Source organism: Mesorhizobium vachelliae (genome assembly GCF_033977325.1).
Lineage (GTDB): Bacteria > Pseudomonadota > Alphaproteobacteria > Rhizobiales > Rhizobiaceae > Mesorhizobium > Mesorhizobium vachelliae.
Window position 1 is genome coordinate 218,928 of record NZ_JAVIIR010000012.1, and the last position, 21,014, is coordinate 239,941.

Sequence of the window (21,014 nt, forward strand, 5' to 3'; positions counted from 1 at the left end):
GTCTTCATGGTGGGTCGTGTGAGAGATGGTCGGAAAGGATTTCCGCAACGATCGACAAACCGGCATGAAGCTGCGCGTAATCCTGGGGACCTGTAATCGCCACGCGGATCGCATTGGGAGGTGGCTGATCGTCCACCGAAAAAACCTTGGCGGGTCTAATCTGGACGCCAGCCGCCAGAGCGGCTTCGACGACTGCGTCACAGCTCGCATTTTGAGGCAGTTCTATCCACAAGTGCAAAGCCCCCGGCACGGTTTTGGCGCCGGATCGGCCAAGATGCTGCAGGGCCAATTGTTGCCTTGCCGTGACTTCGACACGCGCGGTGTCGACGATTTGCCCAGCGTTGTCCCCTTCGACCCAATGCGCAACGAGCTCGCAGGACAAAGAGTTGGCAAACATCGACGACGATCTTAGATGCGGCCTGAAGACATCTGCCGCCGCGAGGCCCTCGGGTATCGCCAGATAGGCCAATCTAAGGCCCATCGCGAAGCACTTGGAAACGCTCATAATGTACCAGGTGGTATCCGGGGCGTGGGCGTACAGTGATGGTGGTGCTTCCGGATGGAGACGGCCGAGCACATCGTCTTCTATGATCGCAATGTTGTGCGCTCGTGCCACGCGGACAATTTCGGCTCGCCGACTTGCTGACATGACTGCCGTGGTGGGATTCTGGACTGTCGGGGTGCAGTAGAGAAGTTTGGGACTGGCTCGCCGACATACAGCCTCGAGCGCGGCCGGCTCGACCCCTTCGGCGTCCATTTCGACACCGATTACGATAAGGCCGAGCGACAAGGCTATCGGACGTATGAGGAGATAAGCCAGCTTTTCCGCCACAATGACGTCACCCGGTTTGCACAAGTGCCGCAGTATGACGACGAGCGCGTTTTGGGTGCCGTTGGTCACCAGGATGCGATCCGCGGGGAGGATCTCACCGACGCGCGGCTTTATCCATATGGAGCCGATCTCGCGATCCCGTTCCTCTCCACCGGGCCGATTTTTCCGGATCCGCCAGTGGAGCTGCGATTGCGAGGCCAGTTGGACGAGGGATCGAGACAAAGCCTCTCCCAGAAAAGATGGGCACGGCGGCAGCGCGGTGGAAAGATCGATTGCGCTGGTTCGCGGACGGCTCATGAGGCGCTCCCTGGTTTTCGTGGGTGCCGACAAGGGGCAAGAAGCTTGAAGTCGTGGCTGTCGTCGTTTGCGAACGTACCGGCGAGCGACCTCGGGGACGACAGGGCCAAGCGCGAAGCTGCATCATACAACATTGGCGATGGACGAATGAGGAAACATAGCGCGATGTGACATGCCTTATCGATTGTTCAGCCCTACGTCGGCCTGCCGCAATGGCTGAGCACGGTCGCCCGGACACAAAGGGCACGTCGGCCTGCCGTGCTCGCGGCACTTTCCGCCAACCTCAAGACGCGCCCCGAAATGCGAGCGCCGCGGATGCAACGACGCAAAACGCCGTCACGACCAAATACATGAAGCCCGCGGTTTTAGGCACGCGAACCGGCGAGACGTGGAGAATGGCGAGCAGGATGAGGAGGAATGCGAACAGCTTCGCAAAAATACTTTCGGGGAGAGTGGGACGAAGCAAGAACAGAATCGCCGTCACCGGCATGACCCAGCTGGTCGGCACTCCGACGAACCGCCCTGTCGGAGACCCGACCACGTTGAAGAAACTCAGCCGCAAGGCGCTGGCGACGACGAGAACGGCTCCGCAAACAACGCACAGTGGCGATCCGTGCCCGACGACGATCAGGGTCACGGCTGGAAAAATTCCAGCGCTGACGAGATCGGCGAGTGAGTCCAAATTCTTGCCGACCTCTCCCGTTTGCGCCGAACGGCTGCCTCGCATTCGCCGCGCGACGACACCGTCGAAATGATCAGCCAAGAGCGCCCACAAAACGATTGCCACGCCGATCTCCGGAAACCCGGCGATCGAGAAATCGATGCCGATCGAGGAGAGTGCGAGGCCCATGGCGGTCATCGCATTTGCCGGATCGACAAGCAGGCGGATCATCGAGACCTCCCTCGCTGATTATCGCAGGCGCTATGCCCGGGCGGGGTGGATCGGCTGCGCGGCATCAGCAAAGATGCTGTGCGCGCTGTGCAGATCCTCGGCACTGTCGATCTCGCACCACTTCACGCCATCGCAACGGGCCGCGGCTAGTTGGAGCCCGCGCCTTTCCACAAGATAGGCAAGAAGTTCCTCTATGTGAGCCTGAGTAGCACCTGAGCCGATGACCTCGTCGAGCGCGGGAACGATGAGGCCTCCAAGGGTAGACGCGGCCAAACGCAGCAGATTCATTGTCTTGAAGAGCTTGGGCCCGCTTTCGGCAAGATCTGCCGCGGTCTGTTTTGTGCGGAAAGTCGAGATCAATCCGCTCGCCGAAAGCACCGCCGCCGACCCTTGCATCGTAGCGTCGAACGTTACAACGGCGGCAACGTCGGCGGCATCGGCTATGTTAAGACAGTGGAGTGCTTCCTGTTCAAAGAAGACGTCGCCTTCGAGAAGATAGCAATCCCCCGAAAGCAGCATATCGCGGGCTAGCCAAAGCGAATAGGCGCTGCCGGTGCGGTCGAAAACCGTTGACTCCACATACGTGATCTCGATGCCGTGGAAGCGGTTGCCGCATGCGTATTGAATAGCGTCTTTGCGGTAGCCGACGACAACTATGACCTCTTCCACGCCGATTGCTGCGAGGTTTCGCAGCGCATTGTGCAGGATCGATGTGCCGTTGACTTCGATCAGGGGCTTCGGCCGCAGATCGGTCAGCGGGCGCAGACGTGAGCCCATTCCGGCGGCGAGAATGACGGCTTTCTTGGGCGCGGCGACAGGCATGTCGATCCCCTTTCTTCGTGGTGTCATTTCCAGCTGTTGAGGAGATCAACCAGCCGGGTTAGCCCGGTTTGGAGTTGTTCGGGAGGAATTCCATAGGACAGGCGGAGACCGAGGGGGTCGCCGAAGGCGGTGCCCGATACAGCTGCGACGCCGGCGTCGGCAAGGAGCGAGGTCACAACGTCATCGGCGCTCGCCTGACCATTCTTGAATGCGGGTCGCAACTTGGAAAGATCAAGATAGAAATAAATGCCGCCCTGCGCCCGAGGCGCGGGGATCCGCCTCAATGAGTAGAGGATGCCGAGACCGATCTGTCTGGAACTTGCCAGCTGCAAGCCCAGCTTGCTCTCATGGCGGCCGTCTCCCCGCTCAAGGTGAGCCAGCACCGCATGTTGGGCGATCACATTGGGATTTGAGGTGGTATGGGACTGCAAGGCCCTGACGGCATCAACAACTTCCTTTGGAGCCGCCAGATAGCCGATCCGCCAGCCCGTCAGGGCCAGCGACTTGCTGAATCCGTTGACGATAATTGTTCGAGACCTGACTTCGGGCACAACCGAGACGATCGGGTGATGCACATGATGGCCGTAGACGAAGTTGGCATAGCATTCATCGAAAATGACCCACAGGTCGCGGTTGATCGCCAGATGGGCGATCGCCGTCAGCGTATCAAAATCGTAGACCGCACCCGACGGGTTGGCGGGCGTATTGACGACGATCGCACGGGTCTTTTCGGTCAATGCCGCAGCGATGTCCTGGATCCGAGGGACGTATGCGTTGGAACGCGTATCGACGAAAACCGGCTTGCCACCTGCAATTACGACCTGGGCCGAGAACGTCGTCCAGTAGGGACAAGGGATAATCACCTCATCGCCTGGATTCAGCAGCACCATGGTCGCATTGAAGAGCGCTTGCTTGGCGCCTGTCGTTGCCGCGATCTCGTCGGCTCTCCAGGTCTGGCCCGTATCGAAGGAGACCTTCCGCGCCAGCGCCTCGCGCAATTCCATCATGCCGAGCGTATCGGTGTAACGATTGACGCCGTTGTTGATAGCATTGATCGCGCCTTCGCGAATGGTCGGAGCGAGCTCGCTCCAGATCTCGCCAGCGGTCAGGTCGATCACCTCTTGGCGGCTGTGGGCTGCCTGTCTTGCGGCGGCCCGCGCCGCGGCGGTTCCAGATGAACCGAACGAGCTTGTGCGTCGAGCAAGCATCGGCGCCTCCTTGCCTTGATTTGGGAAGTCAGGCCCGTTTATCGTGCACCGCTCGCTATTTGCGGCAGATATTTTTGTTCGGCCGCGGAGAGCTCTTGATATTTCAGCAGATCAAAGAGGTCTTCGAGCGTCGCAACGTCGCGCTCGATCCCGGCGGTGCTCTCTTCGCGGATGATGCGGTCGCAAACCTGGCGCATGGCCGAGATCGCAGCACGCATATTATGGTTCGCCCAAATCACGGTTGAGATTTGTGCGGCTCTGTATTGCGCGACCGGCGCGCTGTAATATTTGGTCGGGACGATCACTACCGGAAGACGGTTCCTCCAGGCGCGGCTAAAGGCGAGAATTTCCGCTGCATCTGGTTTGCGCGAATGGATCAAGATCGCGTCGGCACCGGCGTCAGCATAAGCATGTGCCCGCGTCAGCGCCTCATCCTGACCATGCCCCGCGATGAGTGCCTCGATCCGCGCGACCACAACAAATTCCGGATCCGGCACGTGGTCCCGAATAGCCTTTAGACGTCCGCAGAACTCACCGATCTCAGCGAGTGAGTGCCGGTCTGCGACAAACGAGTTCTTTTTTGGGAAGCTCTTATCCTCGACGCAGACACCGGCCGCCCCGCGTTGGTGCAGCTTGCGGGCGAACAGGCGCGCGTTGTTGAAATTCCCGAATCCGCTGTCGCCGTCGACAAGAACAGGTATTTGCGTGGCCTCGACGATTCTGTGCACAGCATCGACGATCTCAGTCCACGACGCTTCGTTCGCATCGCGATAGCCCAGGCAGGACGAGATCGACAGTCCTGAGGCCCACAGACCTCGAAAGCCGGCGGCCTCCGCGACCGACGCCGACAGGGCGTCGTGGGCTTCCATAAGGAAAGCGATTTCATTCGAACATACCAGAGTCCGCAACGCCGATGCGGTGGATGCTTGGCGAGTTCCATTGTTAGAGTTCGCGGTTATGGTCACATCTCCTATCATAGTTATGAATCCGGTTGCCGACCTGAGATCAATAACGTGGCCGACCCAATATGTCTTGCAATCTTCCCCCAGATCACCAAAGCATCACCGAAACCAAATCGAAGCATATCTATAACACTTTACACAATAGAACTAACAATAAAAGCTAGTTTTGTGAAACTTTCGTTACAACATTGTTTAACGATTGCGGAACTTCGAAGCGACTATTAAACAATCGGCCACAATCATTCCTGGCTGTCGACCTCTCAACGATAGCTCTTTTGCTGTCACGCCGGAAAACGGCTGACGCAGCCATCGGGCCGAGCGCATCGCCGAGCAGGTTCGATTTCCCGAGCGTCCGGTGAGCGCCGTCTGCGCGCAGCCGCCGCTCAGTTCAAGGGGTTGGACGCCGCCATCCAGAGCGCGTCGCGCTGAAACGGATTCAGGCGACGCGCTTTTAGGTCTTTATTTTGATGCATGTCGTTGTCCCAGAACCGCTGCACACTTCTGGGCGACATGCATTAACGAGTCATGCCGACGGGGAATATGGATTCCTTGATCACCGGGGCGGCTTGATCAATTCGCAAGGTTCAACATTAAGAGCTTTTGCGAGCCGACCCAGGACACTTACGCTCGCGGAGACGCGGCCGCGCTCGATTGAGCCCACATAACGCATGCTGAGCTGCGCGAGAGCCGCCAATTCCTCCTGCGTCAGGTCCTGATGATGGCGCACGCGACGCATGTTGATCGCCATCACCTCTTTGAGGTCCATGGCGATATACGGACCAGAACCGGAACTATCGTTCTAGGAACGATCGTTCCTATTCGTTATAGTGAGCCGCTCAAAACACATCTGGGATCGTGGAAGACGCGCCCTGAAGCCGAACTCGCACAAAGCACTTGGACATCGAAATGCAAGACGAAGTTCCCTGGTCGGATAGCCTCACGGCCTACGACAAAGAGCATTTTACGACCTATATGCGGTTCCTGGACGCCGCCGCCGACAGTGCCAGTTACGAGGAAATGGCGCAGCTGATCCTCGGCATCGATCCCGAACGCGAACCGGAACGGGCCCGCAATGCGGCCCGCAGCCATCTCGATCGGGCGAACTGGATGGTGACGACAGGCTACAGGGAATTGTTCGCCGGCTGACTGGCGTTCCGACAAGAAAAAAGACGGCAGCCCGACACCGGGCGGCAGTGCCAGTGGCGAGATATGGACCGGGGCGCTTCGCCTCATCCTGCGGGCGGGAGCATTTGTGGCAGCATACGGCGATGCGGGCTGAGGCAGGATTCGGCGGAGGCTCCGTTTCCTCAGCCAACGCGACCCCGGGGCCGACGAAAATGTCACCCAGGAACTCGGGGACGAAGGACCTCCAGCCGGAAGTCCCTGCCGAATTGCGCGCCAGGGACAGCAACTTGCCCAGGGGGAATTTCGCAGCGCACCTGGCAATCCATCCGCCGCAATAGCCCGAAAATCTACTGGCAGCTTTTTCATCGCCCAAGCATGTTCGCAATGCCGTGGCGGACGAACGGAAGGTATTGACCCAAGCGAAGCCCCACATGTCTTGCAAATCGGGCCGCCCGGTGCTCGTTTGAGTAGATGAAGATCCGCGGCGGGTACCGTCCCGCGCCGCATATCGCGGCAAAATCCGATCTTAGCAGCGCCCTGGAAAAGCGCGTCCTCGCGACGAAGCGGGTTTACGGCGATGCGCCAGCTTATTGGCCCGCCAGACACAATGTCTGGCATGCCCGATGGCGGCCCGAGCTGATCTGAAGCGTGCGCAATCCAGACAGGTTTTGTGAACGACCCCGCTATCATCGTACGTCGGGAGCGGGTTTTAGCAAGGTTGTCGGCGCTGGCGCGACCATGGATAAATCACGGCCCGACAATCAAGAACGTAAGCGCACCGGCGCCCAGCGATCGTGAATACGTCACTCGGTGAGCGTGCCGCTTCGGCTGAAGCAATGGCTGGAAGCGATCGAGCGCCCATAGCAGTCTCGGCCTCCTTCGGCGCTTCGGCAAAGGTGCATGTCTCAGCATCCTCAAAAAGTGGCCTTGAGACCAAGGGAGACTGACATGGCTTGGAACGTCGCCGCGACACTGTCTTTCCACGGGCCCTTGAGCTGCCCTTTGGCCGTGTCTAAGCTTTGTTCGTCGCCGCGGGTGTGAAACACCCGATCGAAGGACCCCCGCAGATACAGCGAAGTGCATGGCGTTACCGCGTAACTAACCGCGATATCGGCTCCCATCGTCGGTGCTGTGTATAGGTCACTGTAAGTGCGATGCTCGCCCCAGTGGTCGTCTATGTCCTCGAAGCCGATGCTCAGGCCAGCTCGAATGCCCCCACTGACGCTAAGGTCACCGAGGACTTGTTCGCCGCTCAGGCTCACGAAGCCAACCGGAATTTTCTGCCGATTGCTGATGACTTTATGGTTTCCCGACCAGATTTCGTGTCGGTCGCGAAAGAGCGGATCCCCGCTGGATTCGATGCCGTATCCCCCATAGGCTGTCCACTTAACATCGGTATAGCGCAAGCCCGCACCGACCGCGAGACTGCCGGTCTCATTGCTGCCGACGATCCGGTCAACCTCGATCGAACCGGCGAAATAGTGATCGAGGTCGGTATCGGGCATAACCGCGCGGCCGCTCCAGCTGTCGTGGAGCTTGCTGACCCAATCGCGATCGAGCAGGTGCCCGTCGCCGCCAATACCGACATCGAATCTACTCTTTAAGCTCCATTCCTTATCGATGGGTGCACTGACCCCAACCGTCAGCAGAGTGACCTCTATGCTCTTCCAATCCAGCTGGCTGACCTTGTGATTGTGCCAGTCGTCGTGCTTCCAGTAGACAAATTCCTGGGCCCTGATGTCGGCAAGACCGATTTCGCCGGAAACCACGATGTTCCCATTGTCGATGTAAAATGGGCCCTTCCCCTCCGCAGCGAACGATGGCGCCGACAACAGGACACAAGAAGTGATGACGGCCTTGAAGGTGACGCGCTTTGCACGCTCACTGGCTTTTTCATTCGGCACATCAGTGTGGGGCCTTGACTTCTTCGCCGCTGAACTGCGGGCGGCTGCTGTTGGCCGATTAGGTGCGCTTCGCAGCGGCGAAAAAGACCGTGTTCCACCCTTCATGGACTTTTGAGAATGCAGCATGTCGTTGTCCTTCGTCTCAGAAGAATGGGAATTGTCAGAACGGTGCAGGAACGCGACGCGAGTATGCCTGGCTGTCGGCCGACCGATTTAGGTGACCGCTGGCGAGCGCAGGAATAGTCCCTTTTTTCGGCAAGGTGAGCGCCGATAGAGCATGCGTGGCTTAATAGGGATGTCGGAGGACCGCGGGCCTGCCTGCGGATGCGCTAGAATATTGGTCGGCCAGGATGTCGATACTGACCTGCGGCGGACGCACCACCGCTGTTTGGATTGTCTATCTGGCGAGGCTGTCATGGCTCCTGCTCGTGCGTGCTCAGAATCGCTTGTCTTTGTCCAAGCAATTGCCAGGCCAAACGGGAAACCGGCCCAAGAACCTGCTCACTCACACAGCGGCGTTGCACCCTCGTCAGAAGGCTGACAACGGGTGTGTCGGAGAGGCAACGGAGTTTGTCTGAGTTCCATGGACGGAGGCGAAAATTCAAACCTAGGTTGAAGCATCGTGTCTGACCGCTGCACGTAAGCGTGCCTGGTGAGGATCGGCGGCGGGGAGATCGGCCGCTCGAACCGGGGCACGCGAAGGTGACGTCCAGAAACCTGGTGCAGCTCGATAGAGCGGTGGTCATCGGTGCTTTTTCGAACCAGGCGAGGTATTCGGCAACCGACCTCCGCTGCCGTGCCGCTCGCGTGTCGTTGAGGGCCCGCTCGCGGGCGGCTTCGTCACCGCCGAGCGGCGGGACACGATGCAGAAGGCGTCGTGCTAGGGGTAAGCTACCCATGCCTGTGTCTCACCGCCTCAGCATGGCCGAAATGCCATGGCGGACAAAGGGAAAATATTGGGCAAGGCGAAGCCCGACATGCCTTGCAAACCGTGCCGCCGCGTGCTCGCCTGAGTAGAGTCCGACGAGTAGATTCGTAGCATGATAGAGCGGTGCCGCCGACAGCCGAAGACAGCTTTCGTATCTGTGGAGCATGTCGGGGTCGGCAATGTCGTGACCCTTGCGAATAGCCGTCAGGATTCTACGGGCGAGTTGCTTCTGACCGCAGAGGCCGATGTTGAAGCCATGGGCGGTCACCGGGTGCATTCCGACAGCAGCGTCGCCGATAAGTGCAGCGCCTGGAGCCCAGAAGCTGTGGGCCCAGGTCGTGACCAACGGATAGATATGGCGTTTGCTTGCAAGGGTCATTTTTCCGAGGCGCCCTCGACACCGGTCCGTCAATTCGATCAGGAACAGATCGTCGTCTAAAGCAAGAAGTCTATTGGCCTCGTTTGCGCGCAATGTGACAAGCAATGACGACTCGCCTTCCATCAGCGGCAAGATCGCTATGGTCTGATGGTGATCGAACCATTCGATTGCGAGCTGATGGTGGGCGCGCTCGTGCCTGACCCGGCAAATCACCATCGAGCTGCCAAGCCGATTGATGTCGGCGGCGATGCCGAGCAGGTCGCGCGTGCGCGACAGACGCGAATCTGCTGCAACGAAAAGCCGAGCGGTCAACCGCCTGCCGTCGGAAAGCTTTACGACCGCCCCTTTGCGGCTGTTGGTTACACCAACGACCGAGTGGCCGCATAGCAGCTGGACACGGTGGTGCGAGCGGATGATCTTGAACAGGGCATCGCGGATCCGACAATTTGGGACCAGAAATCCGAGTGGTTCTGCAGATCCTCTTGGAGGATCGAAACACAGAGCGAAAGGGCTCGATCCGTTGAGCACGCGCGCGCCTTGCACTGGTGACTTGTGACCAGCGGGGATGGCGTCCCAGGCGCCGAGCTCGCGAAGGATGCTGATCGAGGCGAAGGTCAGCGCGATCTCGCGACCATCGAAAGGCGGCTTCGCCAGGCTTTCGAGGGCCTGCTGCTCAACCACCGCCACTTTGAGATCGCTCTCTGCAAGCGATGCGGCGAAGGAAAGTCCGACCGGCCCGGCTCCGGCGACGATGATGTCGAAACTGTCGTCGCTGCTGGCCATCAGCGCGCTGCCATCGCGTCGGCTATCTGGGTGAGGTGCTGGTTGCGTTGAGCCGCAATCCGTGGACCGGTTGCCCTGGCTGCCAGTGTGCGCCGCATTGCCTCAAGCCACTGGACACAAGAATGCGCATAAATCCGCAACGAAGGATGCAGCCAGCAACGCAGCCGATAGGACCGCGGGCCGAGCCAGGCAGATTGCCAGCCAGCAAGAGGGATTCTCACCACGGCGGTTCGCTGAAGGTAACGACCACACTGTCCGTTAGACATGCATTCTCCCTTGAAGGATTGGTCGACGTAACCACGCCGCTCGGAAGATAACCTTGATCTGGATCAGCCAGACGCGGCAAAGCCGACAGCGGCGGGTTTTATGCTCGGACTGGTCAACGGCCCAAGAAAATGTCGGCCATGTGGTCACGTCATCCTGGAATGACGGGCGCCCCTCCGGCGTACGTTCGGCAAACTTAAACTTGGCTGATCCGTTTTTCGCGCCCGTCGCATCGGCTCGGCAGCATTTTTAGGCAAACATCGGACGCTCCCGTCTGCCATGCGAGGTATTTTGTCACGTCAGCCGCCTGCACGGAGGAACGGGCGACAAGTCCTTCGAGCGGTAGGGGCTAATTGAACGTCGCTTGGCGAGCTCGCTGTGGGAGCCTTGGTAGTCTGGCCCCGACCAAGTCGACCCGGCTGACCACCGCCATCCGTACAATTGCCGGCACAGCGATCGGGTCAGCGTTCCAGCTTGTCGTCCCAGTCGATGAGGATGCGCTCAGCGGCCCCGTTGAGATCCTCGTATTGACCACTCCTTAACGCCCATAGAAAGCCGGATAGGCCAAGCGCGCCAAGGAACAGCGCTGCTGGTAATAGGTAGACGAGCGTCGTCATGAGGGCTGCACCCATGCGCGGATGCCAGCGCGCGTTGCCGAAGGAGCCGTCGTGGTAGGTGCAAAGCCTTGCAGGCGCAGCGCGTTTCCAATGACAAGCAGCGACGAGGCGGACATGGCGATGGCGGCGATCAGCGGAGTGACGTGTCCAAGAATAGCGATCGGCACGGCAATCGCATTATAGACGATCGCGATGGCGATGTTCTGGCGGACCAATCGTCCCGCCCTCCGCGAGACGTCCAAGGCAAGGGGTACCGCCCATAGGCTCTCGCGAAGGAATACGAAATCCGCAGCGTTGCGGCTAATGTCGGCGGCGGTGGCCGGAGCGATCGAGACATGCGCCGCGCCCAGCGCCGGCGTGTCGTTCAGGCCATCGCCGACCATCAAGACCCGGTGACCATCATTGGTCAGCTGCCTGATCCGCTGGACCTTTCCCGAGGGCACGAGAGCGGGGGTAAAACGGTCGAGCTTTAGCGCGTCGGCGACTACGGCGCATGCGGCGGCCGTATCGCCGGACAACATTTCCACCGTAAGTCCGGCATGTTTCAACTGCGCAATGGCCGTGTCCGCACCCGCCCGCAAGGCGTCCTCGAATTCGAAGGATACGACGAGCCTTCCGTTTCGGGTCAGCACCGTCTCACCGGTTTTTCCTTCGGCACCGATCCGACCCTTGCTGCCGGCCCATCCCCGCCTGCCCAAGCGCCAGGTGCTGCCCGCGGCAATCGCTTCGATGCCAAAACCCGGATGCTCTCTCACTTCATTGAACGTCGGCTGCCCGGCCGGGCTCGCGAGGCCGGCGAACGCCTGCGAAAGCGGATGGCGGGAATGCGCGCCCATCGCGGCGGCGATGGCCAGCATTGCCGGATCGATAGACGACCTGTTGACGAGCCGGGGTTTTCCCAGCGTCAGAGTGCCCGTCTTGTCGAAGACCGCCGTGTCGATCGCCGCCAGGCGTTCCAGGGCCGACCCGTCCTTGACCATGATGCCGTTGTCGAACAGTCGTCGCGCGGCGACAACCTGGACGATCGGCACCGCAAGGCCGAGTGCGCAGGGGCAGGTTATGATCAGGACGGCGATGGCGATCGTCATTGCCCTGTGCCAGTCTCCACTGGCGGCCATCCAGCCAAGAAACGTCGCGAACGCCGTCAGGTGTACCACCGGCGCATAAAGCGCGGCAACGCGGTCTGCGATCCGGCGATAGTGGGCGCGGCCGCCCTCGGCGGCCTCCAGCAAACGGACCGCTTCCGCCAGGAAGGAATCCTTGGCGGCTGCGATCGCCTCGACAGTCAGCGGGCCGGTCAGGTTGAGCATGCCGGCCTGGACCAGTTCTCCCGCGTCGGCGTCTAGTGGTGTGCTCTCGCCCGAGACTAGTGAGCAATCAATGTCCGACGTGCCTTGAACGATCCTGCCGTCGACGGGTACCCGTTCGCCAGCGGCGATCAACACACGCATGCCCGGTTCGATCTCGCCGACCGGCAGATAGTCGCGTGCGCCGTTATCGCGCAAGACCATGGCACCGCGGGCAGCCAGCCGGGACAGGCCCTTGACGGCGGTTCGGGCCCGTTCGCGCAGCAGGTGGTCGAGCGTACGGCCGATCAGCAGAAAGAACAGCAGCGATACCGACGCGTCGAAATAGGCGTGCTCGCCATGAATGACTGTCTCGTAGAGGCTCATCGCATAGCCGAGCGAAACTCCGACAGCGATCGGGACGTCCATGTTCATGCGGCCATGTCGCAGCGCATTCCAGGCCGACCGGAAGAAGATGCCGCCGCCGAATGCAAGCGCGGGAATGGCGATCAGCGCCGAGACCCAGTGGAACAGATCGCGGGTCGGCCCTTCAGCGCCCGACCAGACAGAGACCGACAGCAGCATGATATTGCCCGCAGCGAAGCCTGCCACCGCGACTGCCCGGACCAATCCCGAAAGCATCGCGTCCTTCTCGTCGCCGTCGGTTTCGAAGAGGTGCGCCGGATGACCCAGTCCTTCGAGCGTGGCTATGATCGGCGGCACCTCACCTTCGCGCCATTGCACCGACACCCGTTTCGTCGATAGGTTGACGCGCGCGCCCTCGACGCGGTCGAGTTTTGCGAGTGCTGCCTCGATCGCCTGGATGCAGGCTCCGCAGTGGACCGTCGGGACCGACAAGTCCGACTGAATGATGCCGTCGCCAAGACGGCGGCTTGCCAGCCTGATTTCCTGGTTCGAGGGCAGGTCCGGCGTCACCCTGCCTGGATCCGGAACCATCTCGGCGCCAGGTGCACAGCAACTCATTGCAAGGCCCCATTGGAAACGATGACTCGGCGGACTTCCCGATAGGGCTTCGCAAGACCTGCGTCCGCGTCCACCTCAGCGATCCAGACGCCATTGCGGGGCGTATGCCGGGCCGCGTATTCCTGACCGGAGGCAAGGGCTAAAGTGATGGAGTAGTCCTCGGCTTCGTAGGCGGGATGACGAAAGAGCACCTTGACGCCATGCAATGCGACAGGCTTGCCAGCCGCATCCACGAGGCTGTAGCGAACCTCGCCACCGACAATGGTCAAATGGCTCTTCCAGCCAAGGGCCGCTTGAGCGCGGCCTTCATCCGCGTTCTTGTTGAATTGCTGGCTCGCCACATAGGCGTTTTCGACGATGAGCCCGGTCCAGCTTGTAGTGGCAAGCGTCGCCATCAATGCATTGACGCTGACGACCACGCTGAAAAAGGCCGAGATGATGAGAAGCATGTGCCGGCCGGTGAATTCGCGAGGTTGCTCTGTTTTAGTGCTCACCTGGTCGTCTCCGGCGCGTTGAAGGTGGCGATGTATCGGTCCGACTCCAAACCGGCCTGGTCGTTTGCGACAAACGTGAAGGTCTGTGTCTGGCCCCGGAGCTGATTGGCGGGCTGGCGCACGAAGATTTTCAACGTTTTGAGGCGGTCGGGTTCGACGGGGATAGCGAAGGAACGGCCTGCGGGCAGGTCAGAGCCAACGAGGTTCATTTGCGCGCCCTCCAGTCCCTGCATCGTGACGACTATGGTTCGCGGCTCAGGGGTCATGTTTAGCAGCTTCACAGTGTAGCCGTTGCGAATGGATCCATCGGACAGCGTCACGAATTGCGGGTTGCGGTCGTGAAGTACGTTCACCTGGAGCCGGTTGCGGGTCATCAGTGAAAAGAGCAGCCCGATGCCGACCAGTGACCACAAGCCCATGTAGACAAAGGTGCGCGGACGAGAGATCTTGTGAACGTGGAAATGCGTCAGTTTGTCGGAGAAAGCGCCGCCGGCGGTTCGAACGAGAGTGGGATCGATCGGGCGGGTGCCGCCTGCCGTCGCTATGGCCATGTTGGTGTTGTAGTCGGAAAGCGTCGCGTAGGAGATCAGCCCGCGTTCGCGGCCGAGCTTATCCATGATGTTGTCGCAGGCGTCTATGCACAGCGCGCAGGTGATGCATTCGAGCTGCTGGCCGTCGCGAATGTCGACCCCCATCGGGCAGACGGCGACACAGGCCTTGCAGTCGACGCAGTCGCCGACCGCTTGGCCGGCGGCCAATGCCTTCTTGGCATGGCGTGACCGCGGCTCGCCGCGCCAGTCGTTGTAGGTCACCGTCAACGAATTTTCGTCGAGCATGGCGGCCTGGATGCGCGGCCACGGGCACATGTAGGTGCAGACCTGCTCGCGCATCAGCCCGCCGAACAGATAGGTGGTTCCGGTCAGAACGCCGATGGTGACATAAGCGACGGGCGCGGCGGTTCCGGTGGCGACTTCGCCGAGCAACCTAGGCGCGTCGGCGAAGTAAAAGATCCAGGCGCCGCCGGTGGCCACCGCAATGACCAGCCAGATCGCGTGCTTCGATGCTCGCAGGACCAGCTTGCGTGCGGTCCATGGTGCGGCGTCCAGTTTCATGCGGGCATTGCGGTCGCCTTCGACGGCGCGCTCGACGACTAGGAACAGGTCGACCCAGACCGTCTGCGGGCAGGTATAGCCGCACCAGGCCCGCCCGATCGTCGATGTAATGAGGAACAGGCCGACGCCGGCCATGACCAACAGGCCGGCGACGTAGTAGAATTCCTGCGGCCAGATCTCGATGAAGAAGAAGTAGAAACGACGGTTCGCCAGATCGATGAGAACGGCCTGGTCGGGGGCGAAGGCGCCACGATCCCAGCGCAGCCAGGGCGTGAGATAATAGATGCCGAGCGTGATCGCCATGACCAGCCATTTGAACTGGCGGAAACGGCCGGAGGCGCGCTTGGGGAAGACCTTCTTGCGCGCGGCATAGAGCGGCTGGCGTGTCGTGGCGGAGTTGACCGCTTCGGCTTCGAGCCATTTTATCTGCTTGTTATCAAGCACGAGAAGCTCCGGTGACCAGCGACGATGTTCCCGGCCGACACTCGGCCACGGGTTCTGGCCGATGGTCGGGCAACCCTTGCCGCATGGCGGGCAGCGTCGCGTTGAGGAAGTTCAATCGCGGACTGCCGCAATTCGGTCGAGGCCCGGCTCGCGCCGGGCCTCGTCGCTTGGCGGGGGGAGGGCCGAGAATAGGCCGCCGCCTACTCTCCGCCGCCAAGCGAATGGACATAGACTGCAAGTTCCTTGACCTTGATCTCGCCGAGGCGCTCGATCCACGCTGGCATCACGCCTTGTTTCGGGGTGCGCACCTGGGCGGCTATCGCCGTCTCGCCTGGTCCATAGAGCCAGATCGCATCGGTCAGATCGGGTGCGCCGAATTCCCTGTTGCCCTTTGCGTTCTCACCATGGCAGACAGCGCAGTTTTCCGCGAAGACCTTGGCGCCGGGCTCAATCAGGCTCTTGTCCTTGATGGTCCCCGAGAGCCTGGCAACGAAAGCGCTGACCTGGGCGATCTGTTCGGGCTTGAGCACATCGACGAAGGCAGGCATCTCCGACTGGCGGGTGTCACCATCCGCGGTGAAACGAATGCCGTGCGTGATCGTTTGCTGGATCTCTCCCGTCTTGCCTCCCCACAGCCAATCGTCATCGTTAAGGTTCGGAAATCCTTTCGAACCTTGCGCGCCGGATCCGTGGCATTGCACGCAGTTGACCTTGAATGCCGCGCCGCCGGCCGAGACGGCAAACTCGCGCAGCGCGTCGTCGCCGGCGATTTCGGAGACGCTCTTGGACTGGATCGCCGCGACATATTTGGCCTTGGCGGCTTCGGCCGCAGCCATCTTGTTGTTGACGTCATTGCGGCTTGAATAGCCGAGCGCACCTTTTGTTGCAAAGGTCAGCATCGGCCAAGCCGGATAAGCGATGGTGTAGCCGATCGCCCAGGCGATGGTGACGTAGAAGGTGACCACCCACCACCGCGGCAGGGGGTTGTTGAGTTCCCTGATGCCGTCCCACTCATGACCGGTGGTTGAGATGCCCGACATATCATCGATATACTGCGTGCTCATGATCAGTCGTCTTTGAAGGGGATGTGTGCGGCTTCATGAGCCTGACTGCGACCGCCCGGTCTGAGCGCGAAGGCAACGCATCCAGCAAAGAAGAGCACCATGGCAAGCAGGCCACAGCTGTCGGCAAACTCGCGCATCAGGTTGTATTCCATCGGTTTGTTCTCCTCAGCGGTAGCCGGCGGCTTCGTCGTAGTTCTTGAAGTCGACGAGCGTGCCGAGCATCTGCAGATAGGCGACCAGGGCGTCCATCTCGGTGACCTGTTGCGGATTGCCGTCGAAGTCGCCGACCTTGGCTTTCGGATAGCGGCTTTCCAGTCCGGACGTGTCGGCGTTGGGATCGGCCTGCGCCATCAGATCGGCGTTGGCTTGCACGACTAGGTCGTGGGTGTAGGGGACACCGACGCGCCGGTTGGCGACGAGGTGCATGGAGAAGTCCTTCACCTCGATCGGTGTATCCTTCAGGAAGCCATAGCTCGGCATGATGGATTCCGGCACGACGGAACGCGGATCGGTGAGGTGCTGAACGTGCCAGCTGTTGGAGTAGCGGTCGCCGACGCGTGCCAGGTCCGGCCCGGTGCGCTTGGATCCCCACTGGAACGGATGGTCGTACATCGACTCGGCCGCCAGGCTGTAATGGCCGTAGCGCTCCACTTCGTCACGGAACGGCCTGATCATCTGGCTGTGGCAGAGGTAGCATCCCTCGCGCACATAGATGTTGCGGCCGGCGAGCTCGAGCGGGGTGTAGGGGCGCATGCCCTCCACCTTCTCGATCGTGTTCTCGAGATAGAAAAGCGGCGCGATCTCGACGATGCCGCCGACGGTCACGACCAGCAGGGACCCGACGAGAAGTAGCGTGGCGTTCTTCTCGATCAGCGCGTGCTTGTCCATCAAGCCCATTTTCTGGCTCCTGATCGCGCAGGCTGGAGGGCGGCGACAGAGCCCGGCATCGGATCCTCTTCTCGTTGGTGGCCAAAGATGGTCATTGTGATGTTCCAAGCCATGATCAGTGCACCGGAGAGGTACATGGCGCCGCCGGCGGCGCGCATGACGTAGTAGGGATGCATGGCGGCGACCGTTTCGGCGAAGGAATAGACGAGGAAGCCCTGCTCGTCGTACTCGCGCCACATCAGGCCCTGCATGATGCCGGAAACCCACATCACGGCCGCGTAGACGACGATGCCAAGGGTCGCCAGCCAGAAGTGCCAGGTGACGAGGCGCGTAGAATAGAGCCGCTCGCGGTTCCAGAGCTTGGGCACCATGTAGTAGATCGCGCCGAACGAGATCATGCCGACCCAGCCAAGCGCGCCCGAATGGACGTGGCCGATGGTCCAGTCCGTGTAGTGCGAGAGCGAGTTGACGGTCTTGATCGACATAATCGGCCCTTCAAAGGTCGACATGCCGTAGAAGGCGACGGCCGCGACCATCATGCGGATGATGGGATCGGTGCGCAGCTTGTCCCAGGCACCGGAGAGCGTCATCAGGCCGTTGATCATGCCGCCCCAGGACGGCATCCAAAGCATGATCGAGAACACCATGCCCAACGTCTGCGCCCAGTCTGGCAGGGCGGTGTAGTGGAGGTGATGCGGCCCGGCCCAGATATAGAGGAAGATCAGCGCCCAGAAGTGGATGATGGATAGACGGTATGAATAGACCGGGCGGTTCGCCTGCTTCGGCACGAAGTAATACATCATGCCGAGGAAGCCGGCCGTCAGGAAGAAGCCGACGGCATTGTGCCCGTACCACCACTGCGTCAGCGCATCCTGAACGCCCGAGAAGGCGGAGTAGCTCTTGGACCCCAGGAAAGAAGCCGGCATCGACAGGTTGTTGACCACGTGCAGCATCGCAATGGTGATGATGAAGGAGAGGTAGAACCAGTTGGCGACGTAGATATGCGGTTCCTTCCGCTTCAGGATGGTGCCAAGGAAAAGGACCAGATACGCGACCCACACGATTGTCAGCCAGATGTCGACGTACCATTCAGGCTCGGCGTATTCGCGGCCTTCGGTGATGCCCAGCAGATAGCCGGTCGCGGCCATGACGATGAAGAGCTGGTAACCCCAGAACACGAACCAGGCGAGATTGCCGCCGAACAGCCTGGCGCGGGACGTGCGCTGCACGACATACATAGATGTGCACAGAAGCGCATTGCCGCCGAAGGCGAAGATGACGCCGGAGGTATGAAGCGGCCTCAGCCGGCCGAAATTGAACCAAGGCTCGATGTTGAGGTGAGGGAATGCAAGCTGAAGAGCGATGACGACGCCGACCAGCATGCCGATGACACCCCAGAACACCGTTGCGATGGCCCCGTAGCGGATCGGTCCATCCATGTAGGCGGAAGGGTCGATCGGCGCCGCGGGCTTGAACTCGGTGTTGCGCATCAGCATCGCGTTGAAGCCAGCCACGGCGAAGAACAAAACCCACATGTGCTGGCGAAATGGTTCATCCACCCCGAAGCCGGCGGCTACGAGGGCGCCAAAAGCAAAAAGGCCTAGAAGGACGATCTCTGTGCCAAATTTCATCGCAAGTCCCGATCTGGAAATTCCGGCGGACGCCAATCCGCGTCGCATCAATTACGCAGTCGCGGCCTGTTTGCCCTGATCCATGTCAGAGCCGCACGATTTTACCTCTGGCAGCATCGAGTTCGGTGCGATGACAAGGTGGCGATTGAAGGAGGAGCGCGGCACGACGAAGCCCGCTTACTGCAACAAGGCCCCCTCCCCGGGCCGCTGCGGCGTGGTGGCAATCGCGGGCAATCTGATGACGCCAGTGGGGCTGCGAAGTATGGCCGATGGCTTGCCGACGTCGACAGGATTGGCGAAGCGCGACCGCCCCGAAGCCGGGCCAATGGCAAAACCAAGACACGCGGCAACATTGCTGGCCAAACCAAACATTTGGCAATCTGTGCCAAGGCCTTTGTCCCCGACGCTGCGAGCCGCTCGGATCGGACGGGACCGCTGGTCGCCTCTGGCGACGCCGGCGATCGGCTCGCTATCTACTTCAACCGCGGTACGCTGATGTCGAGGTGGTCAGAAGGTTATTTCATGACCACGTCACGCCTTCGGCGGAACGCCGCGGACGGAAAACCTTGCTCAACTTTCTTGGAGTTGCCCCTGGCTGGTCATCCATCGCTACGCTTTTGGCCCCTCCTTCTCAATAAAGCGATCGTATTCATGATCCGACGAGGTTGCAGCCAGGCGCGGGATGAAATCGCGCCCCCATGCCGCAATCCGGGCCGTCATCTGTGGCACCGTACTGCCCCGATGGCCAAAGAGGATATTCGCCTCCCCCGGCGACAACGTCGTCATTCGACGTGAATTCATCGGATCGTGACTATGCCAGTACGACATGTTTGCGCGGGCGATCGTCGGGCGACTTGCAAGCCAGGTGTAGGCCTGGCTATACGAGAGGTCTTCGCGCAACTTCAAAGGGAGACATACTGTCGTCGGCAGTTTGGGTTCGAATAGAAAGCGTGGGTCAACCCCGCACAGCGGTTTTCTCCCCGCGGCTCGATCCCGCTGAAACCGCGGCTGACTCCATGAGGTGTTTAAGTTGGAAAAACCGGAGAGAGAAATTTGACAACCGGTAGCAAAATCCCGGTCCGGATCGAGTTGGAGGCCGTTAGCTCACACACGGTCGAGCGCTTCGAAAATTCTCTTCGAAAGCACCCTGAAATCGAAGAATGCTATGCGGTGAGCGGCAAGACGGATTACCTTCTATACGTCTGCGTAAAAGATATCCGGGGCTACGAAGAGATCCACCGGGAAGTCCTTTCCCGGCTACCTGGGGTAAGAAAAATTAGGGCGGATATTCCTCTACGTCGTGTCGTTCCGTTTGGATGAATGGCGCGGCCCGAGCGCATCCACGAAATCTTCATTTAGGCGGAGGTAAGGCCAAGCGCGTCTAAATTGCCGAGAGGCTGGCTCACGTTGCTGGCGATTGATACGAGAGGAAGATACGTGCTGAGAATGACGCGGGCCGAGCCCTACGATCTGGTCTGGTCGAAACCGATGACCGAAATCGCAAGGCAGTATGGCATCAGAGGCCAGCATGTGGCGCAGACATGCGATGCGTATGAGATCGCTCAGCCGCGTGCCGGCCATTGGCGCTCGCGGGCGCAGGCATGTGAGGCCGTGGCCAACGGCTAGTGGCGAAAAAAACCGCCGAAGTTCTCGCCAACATTTCGTCAGCGCGATCGCCTCGCTGGCCTCGGCCAGCCTCTTCGCCGTCTTCACCTACATCAAGCCGTATCGGATCGACGTTTCCGGCCTGTCGACGGCGACCGTGACCTGGGTGCTGCTCTTGTTCGGCGCCGGCATGACCATCGGCAACATCATCGGCGGCAGACTGGAAGCTGATGCCGACGTGTGATCGCCACGCTCCTCGCCATGGCCCTGCTGTTTGTCGTCTTTACCAAGCCCCGGTGCGATTGCCGCGGTAGCCGTGGCCATCGTCTTCCTGTGGGGCATGCTGATCTTCATCGTCGTGCCGCCGCTGCAGATCCGAGTCGCTTCATGGACCGGAGCCGATAAGCGGCCTGAGGCGGTCCAGCAAGGCCTGGCGGTCGGCGACGAGGGTGTCGAGGTGGAGCGGCCGGCCGGTGGGCGGTTCGGCTTCAGC

18 protein-coding genes and 1 pseudogene are annotated in these 21,014 nt (G+C 60.5%); 3 read left to right on the forward strand and 16 right to left on the reverse strand.

Going from position 1 to position 21,014, the window contains the following annotated elements; genetic code table 11:
* Positions 1-4: 4 nt before the first annotated feature.
* The 6 genes from RFM41_RS24205 to RFM41_RS24230 form a co-directional block, all read right to left on the reverse strand.
* Positions 5-1,129, reverse strand: coding sequence for an aminotransferase-like domain-containing protein (locus tag RFM41_RS24205; protein ID WP_320253003.1), 1,125 nt, complete (start codon positions 1,127-1,129; stop codon positions 5-7).
* 283 nt (positions 1,130-1,412) lie between these two features.
* Positions 1,413-2,021 (reverse strand): CDP-alcohol phosphatidyltransferase family protein, encoded by a 609-nt coding sequence (locus RFM41_RS24210; protein ID WP_320253004.1) that lies wholly within the window; start codon positions 2,019-2,021, stop codon positions 1,413-1,415.
* A gap of 30 nt (positions 2,022-2,051) precedes the next feature.
* Positions 2,052-2,843 carry a phosphocholine cytidylyltransferase family protein gene (locus RFM41_RS24215; protein WP_320253005.1) on the reverse strand — a complete coding sequence of 264 codons (792 nt, stop codon included), beginning with the start codon at positions 2,841-2,843 and terminating at the stop codon, positions 2,052-2,054.
* A 23-nt stretch (positions 2,844-2,866) separates the two neighbouring features.
* Complete coding sequence (locus tag RFM41_RS24220) at positions 2,867-4,051, reverse strand: aminotransferase class I/II-fold pyridoxal phosphate-dependent enzyme (protein WP_320222811.1); 1,185 nt, start codon at positions 4,049-4,051, stop codon at positions 2,867-2,869.
* 38 nt (positions 4,052-4,089) lie between these two features.
* Positions 4,090-5,028: a phosphoenolpyruvate mutase gene (gene aepX / locus RFM41_RS24225; protein WP_320253006.1), complete on the reverse strand. Its 939-nt coding sequence runs from the start codon at positions 5,026-5,028 to the stop codon at positions 4,090-4,092.
* A gap of 538 nt (positions 5,029-5,566) precedes the next feature.
* Entirely contained in the window at positions 5,567-5,779 is a 213-nt protein-coding gene (locus RFM41_RS24230; RefSeq protein ID WP_320253007.1) for a helix-turn-helix domain-containing protein, read from the reverse strand.
* A gap of 140 nt (positions 5,780-5,919) precedes the next feature.
* Between RFM41_RS24230 and RFM41_RS24235 the strand changes: the two genes are divergently transcribed.
* On the forward strand, positions 5,920-6,159 hold the full coding sequence (locus RFM41_RS24235; RefSeq protein ID WP_040972983.1) for a DNA -binding domain-containing protein: 240 nt from the start codon (positions 5,920-5,922) through the stop codon (positions 6,157-6,159).
* Positions 6,160-7,052: 893 nt separating this feature from the next.
* Here RFM41_RS24235 and RFM41_RS24240 read toward each other — a convergent pair.
* The 10 genes from RFM41_RS24240 to ccoN all read right to left on the reverse strand — a co-directional run bounded on the left by RFM41_RS24240 (position 7,053) and on the right by ccoN (position 18,916).
* The gene (locus tag RFM41_RS24240) at positions 7,053-8,168 is read right to left on the reverse strand and encodes an omptin family outer membrane protease (RefSeq protein ID WP_320253008.1); all 1,116 of its coding nucleotides are present in this window, start codon (positions 8,166-8,168) and stop codon (positions 7,053-7,055) included.
* Positions 8,169-8,950: 782 nt separating this feature from the next.
* Positions 8,951-10,132, reverse strand: coding sequence for a 5-demethoxyubiquinol-8 5-hydroxylase UbiM (gene ubiM, locus RFM41_RS24245; protein ID WP_320253009.1), 1,182 nt, complete (start codon positions 10,130-10,132; stop codon positions 8,951-8,953).
* A gap of 725 nt (positions 10,133-10,857) precedes the next feature.
* Positions 10,858-11,013, reverse strand: a complete 156-nt coding sequence (gene ccoS / locus RFM41_RS24250; protein WP_320217189.1) for a cbb3-type cytochrome oxidase assembly protein CcoS — start codon at positions 11,011-11,013, stop codon at positions 10,858-10,860.
* Positions 11,010-13,283, reverse strand: a complete 2,274-nt coding sequence (locus RFM41_RS24255) for a cation-translocating P-type ATPase (RefSeq protein WP_320253010.1) — start codon at positions 13,281-13,283, stop codon at positions 11,010-11,012. Before RFM41_RS24255 ends, ccoS begins: the two co-directional genes overlap by 4 nt.
* Positions 13,280-13,732, reverse strand: a complete 453-nt coding sequence (locus RFM41_RS24260) for a FixH family protein (protein WP_430691577.1) — start codon at positions 13,730-13,732, stop codon at positions 13,280-13,282. The genes RFM41_RS24255 and RFM41_RS24260 overlap by 4 nt, the downstream gene beginning before the upstream one ends.
* Positions 13,733-13,773: 41 nt before the next feature.
* The gene (gene ccoG, locus RFM41_RS24265; protein ID WP_320253012.1) at positions 13,774-15,333 is read right to left on the reverse strand and encodes a cytochrome c oxidase accessory protein CcoG; all 1,560 of its coding nucleotides are present in this window, start codon (positions 15,331-15,333) and stop codon (positions 13,774-13,776) included.
* A 200-nt stretch (positions 15,334-15,533) separates the two neighbouring features.
* Entirely contained in the window at positions 15,534-16,397 is an 864-nt protein-coding gene (gene ccoP / locus RFM41_RS24270) for a cytochrome-c oxidase, cbb3-type subunit III (RefSeq protein ID WP_320253013.1), read from the reverse strand.
* 2 nt (positions 16,398-16,399) lie between these two features.
* Positions 16,400-16,549 carry a cbb3-type cytochrome oxidase subunit 3 gene (locus RFM41_RS24275; protein ID WP_320253014.1) on the reverse strand — a complete coding sequence of 50 codons (150 nt, stop codon included), beginning with the start codon at positions 16,547-16,549 and terminating at the stop codon, positions 16,400-16,402.
* Positions 16,550-16,562: 13 nt separating this feature from the next.
* A complete protein-coding gene (ccoO, locus tag RFM41_RS24280) occupies positions 16,563-17,294 on the reverse strand; it encodes a cytochrome-c oxidase, cbb3-type subunit II (RefSeq protein ID WP_320253015.1) in 732 nt (243 codons plus the stop codon).
* Complete coding sequence (gene ccoN, locus RFM41_RS24285; protein ID WP_320253016.1) at positions 17,285-18,916, reverse strand: cytochrome-c oxidase, cbb3-type subunit I; 1,632 nt, start codon at positions 18,914-18,916, stop codon at positions 17,285-17,287. Before ccoN ends, ccoO begins: the two co-directional genes overlap by 10 nt.
* A gap of 1,089 nt (positions 18,917-20,005) precedes the next feature.
* Here ccoN and RFM41_RS34210 point away from each other — a divergent pair.
* On the forward strand, positions 20,006-20,236 hold the full coding sequence (locus RFM41_RS34210) for an Lrp/AsnC ligand binding domain-containing protein (protein WP_430691578.1): 231 nt from the start codon (positions 20,006-20,008) through the stop codon (positions 20,234-20,236).
* 352 nt (positions 20,237-20,588) lie between these two features.
* Positions 20,589-20,903, forward strand: a pseudogene (locus RFM41_RS24290) (MFS transporter); the annotation flags it as partial.
* Positions 20,904-21,014 lie beyond the last annotated feature (111 nt).

Excerpts from the sequence above, each read along its gene's own strand:
- RFM41_RS24205 (WP_320253003.1), bottom strand. The coding sequence starts at position 1,129 with ATGAGCCGTCCGCGAACCAGCGCAATCGATCTTTCCACCGCGCTGCCG.
- RFM41_RS24240 (WP_320253008.1), bottom strand. The coding sequence starts at position 8,168 with ATGCTGCATTCTCAAAAGTCCATGAAGGGTGGAACACGGTCTTTTTCG.
- ccoP (WP_320253013.1), bottom strand. The coding sequence starts at position 16,397 with ATGAGCACGCAGTATATCGATGATATGTCGGGCATCTCAACCACCGGT.
- ccoS (WP_320217189.1), bottom strand. The coding sequence starts at position 11,013 with ATGACGACGCTCGTCTACCTATTACCAGCAGCGCTGTTCCTTGGCGCG.
- RFM41_RS24255 (WP_320253010.1), bottom strand. The coding sequence starts at position 13,283 with ATGAGTTGCTGTGCACCTGGCGCCGAGATGGTTCCGGATCCAGGCAGG.
- RFM41_RS24275 (WP_320253014.1), bottom strand. The coding sequence starts at position 16,549 with ATGGAATACAACCTGATGCGCGAGTTTGCCGACAGCTGTGGCCTGCTT.
- RFM41_RS24220 (WP_320222811.1), bottom strand. The coding sequence starts at position 4,051 with ATGCTTGCTCGACGCACAAGCTCGTTCGGTTCATCTGGAACCGCCGCG.
- aepX (WP_320253006.1), bottom strand. The coding sequence starts at position 5,028 with ATGATAGGAGATGTGACCATAACCGCGAACTCTAACAATGGAACTCGC.
- RFM41_RS24230 (WP_320253007.1), bottom strand. The coding sequence starts at position 5,779 with ATGGACCTCAAAGAGGTGATGGCGATCAACATGCGTCGCGTGCGCCAT.
- ubiM (WP_320253009.1), bottom strand. The coding sequence starts at position 10,132 with ATGGCCAGCAGCGACGACAGTTTCGACATCATCGTCGCCGGAGCCGGG.
- ccoO (WP_320253015.1), bottom strand. The coding sequence starts at position 17,294 with ATGGGCTTGATGGACAAGCACGCGCTGATCGAGAAGAACGCCACGCTA.
- RFM41_RS24215 (WP_320253005.1), bottom strand. The coding sequence starts at position 2,843 with ATGCCTGTCGCCGCGCCCAAGAAAGCCGTCATTCTCGCCGCCGGAATG.
- RFM41_RS24210 (WP_320253004.1), bottom strand. The coding sequence starts at position 2,021 with ATGATCCGCCTGCTTGTCGATCCGGCAAATGCGATGACCGCCATGGGC.
- RFM41_RS24260 (WP_430691577.1), bottom strand. The coding sequence starts at position 13,732 with ATGCTTCTCATCATCTCGGCCTTTTTCAGCGTGGTCGTCAGCGTCAAT.
- RFM41_RS24235 (WP_040972983.1), top strand. The coding sequence starts at position 5,920 with ATGCAAGACGAAGTTCCCTGGTCGGATAGCCTCACGGCCTACGACAAA.
- ccoN (WP_320253016.1), bottom strand. The coding sequence starts at position 18,916 with ATGAAATTTGGCACAGAGATCGTCCTTCTAGGCCTTTTTGCTTTTGGC.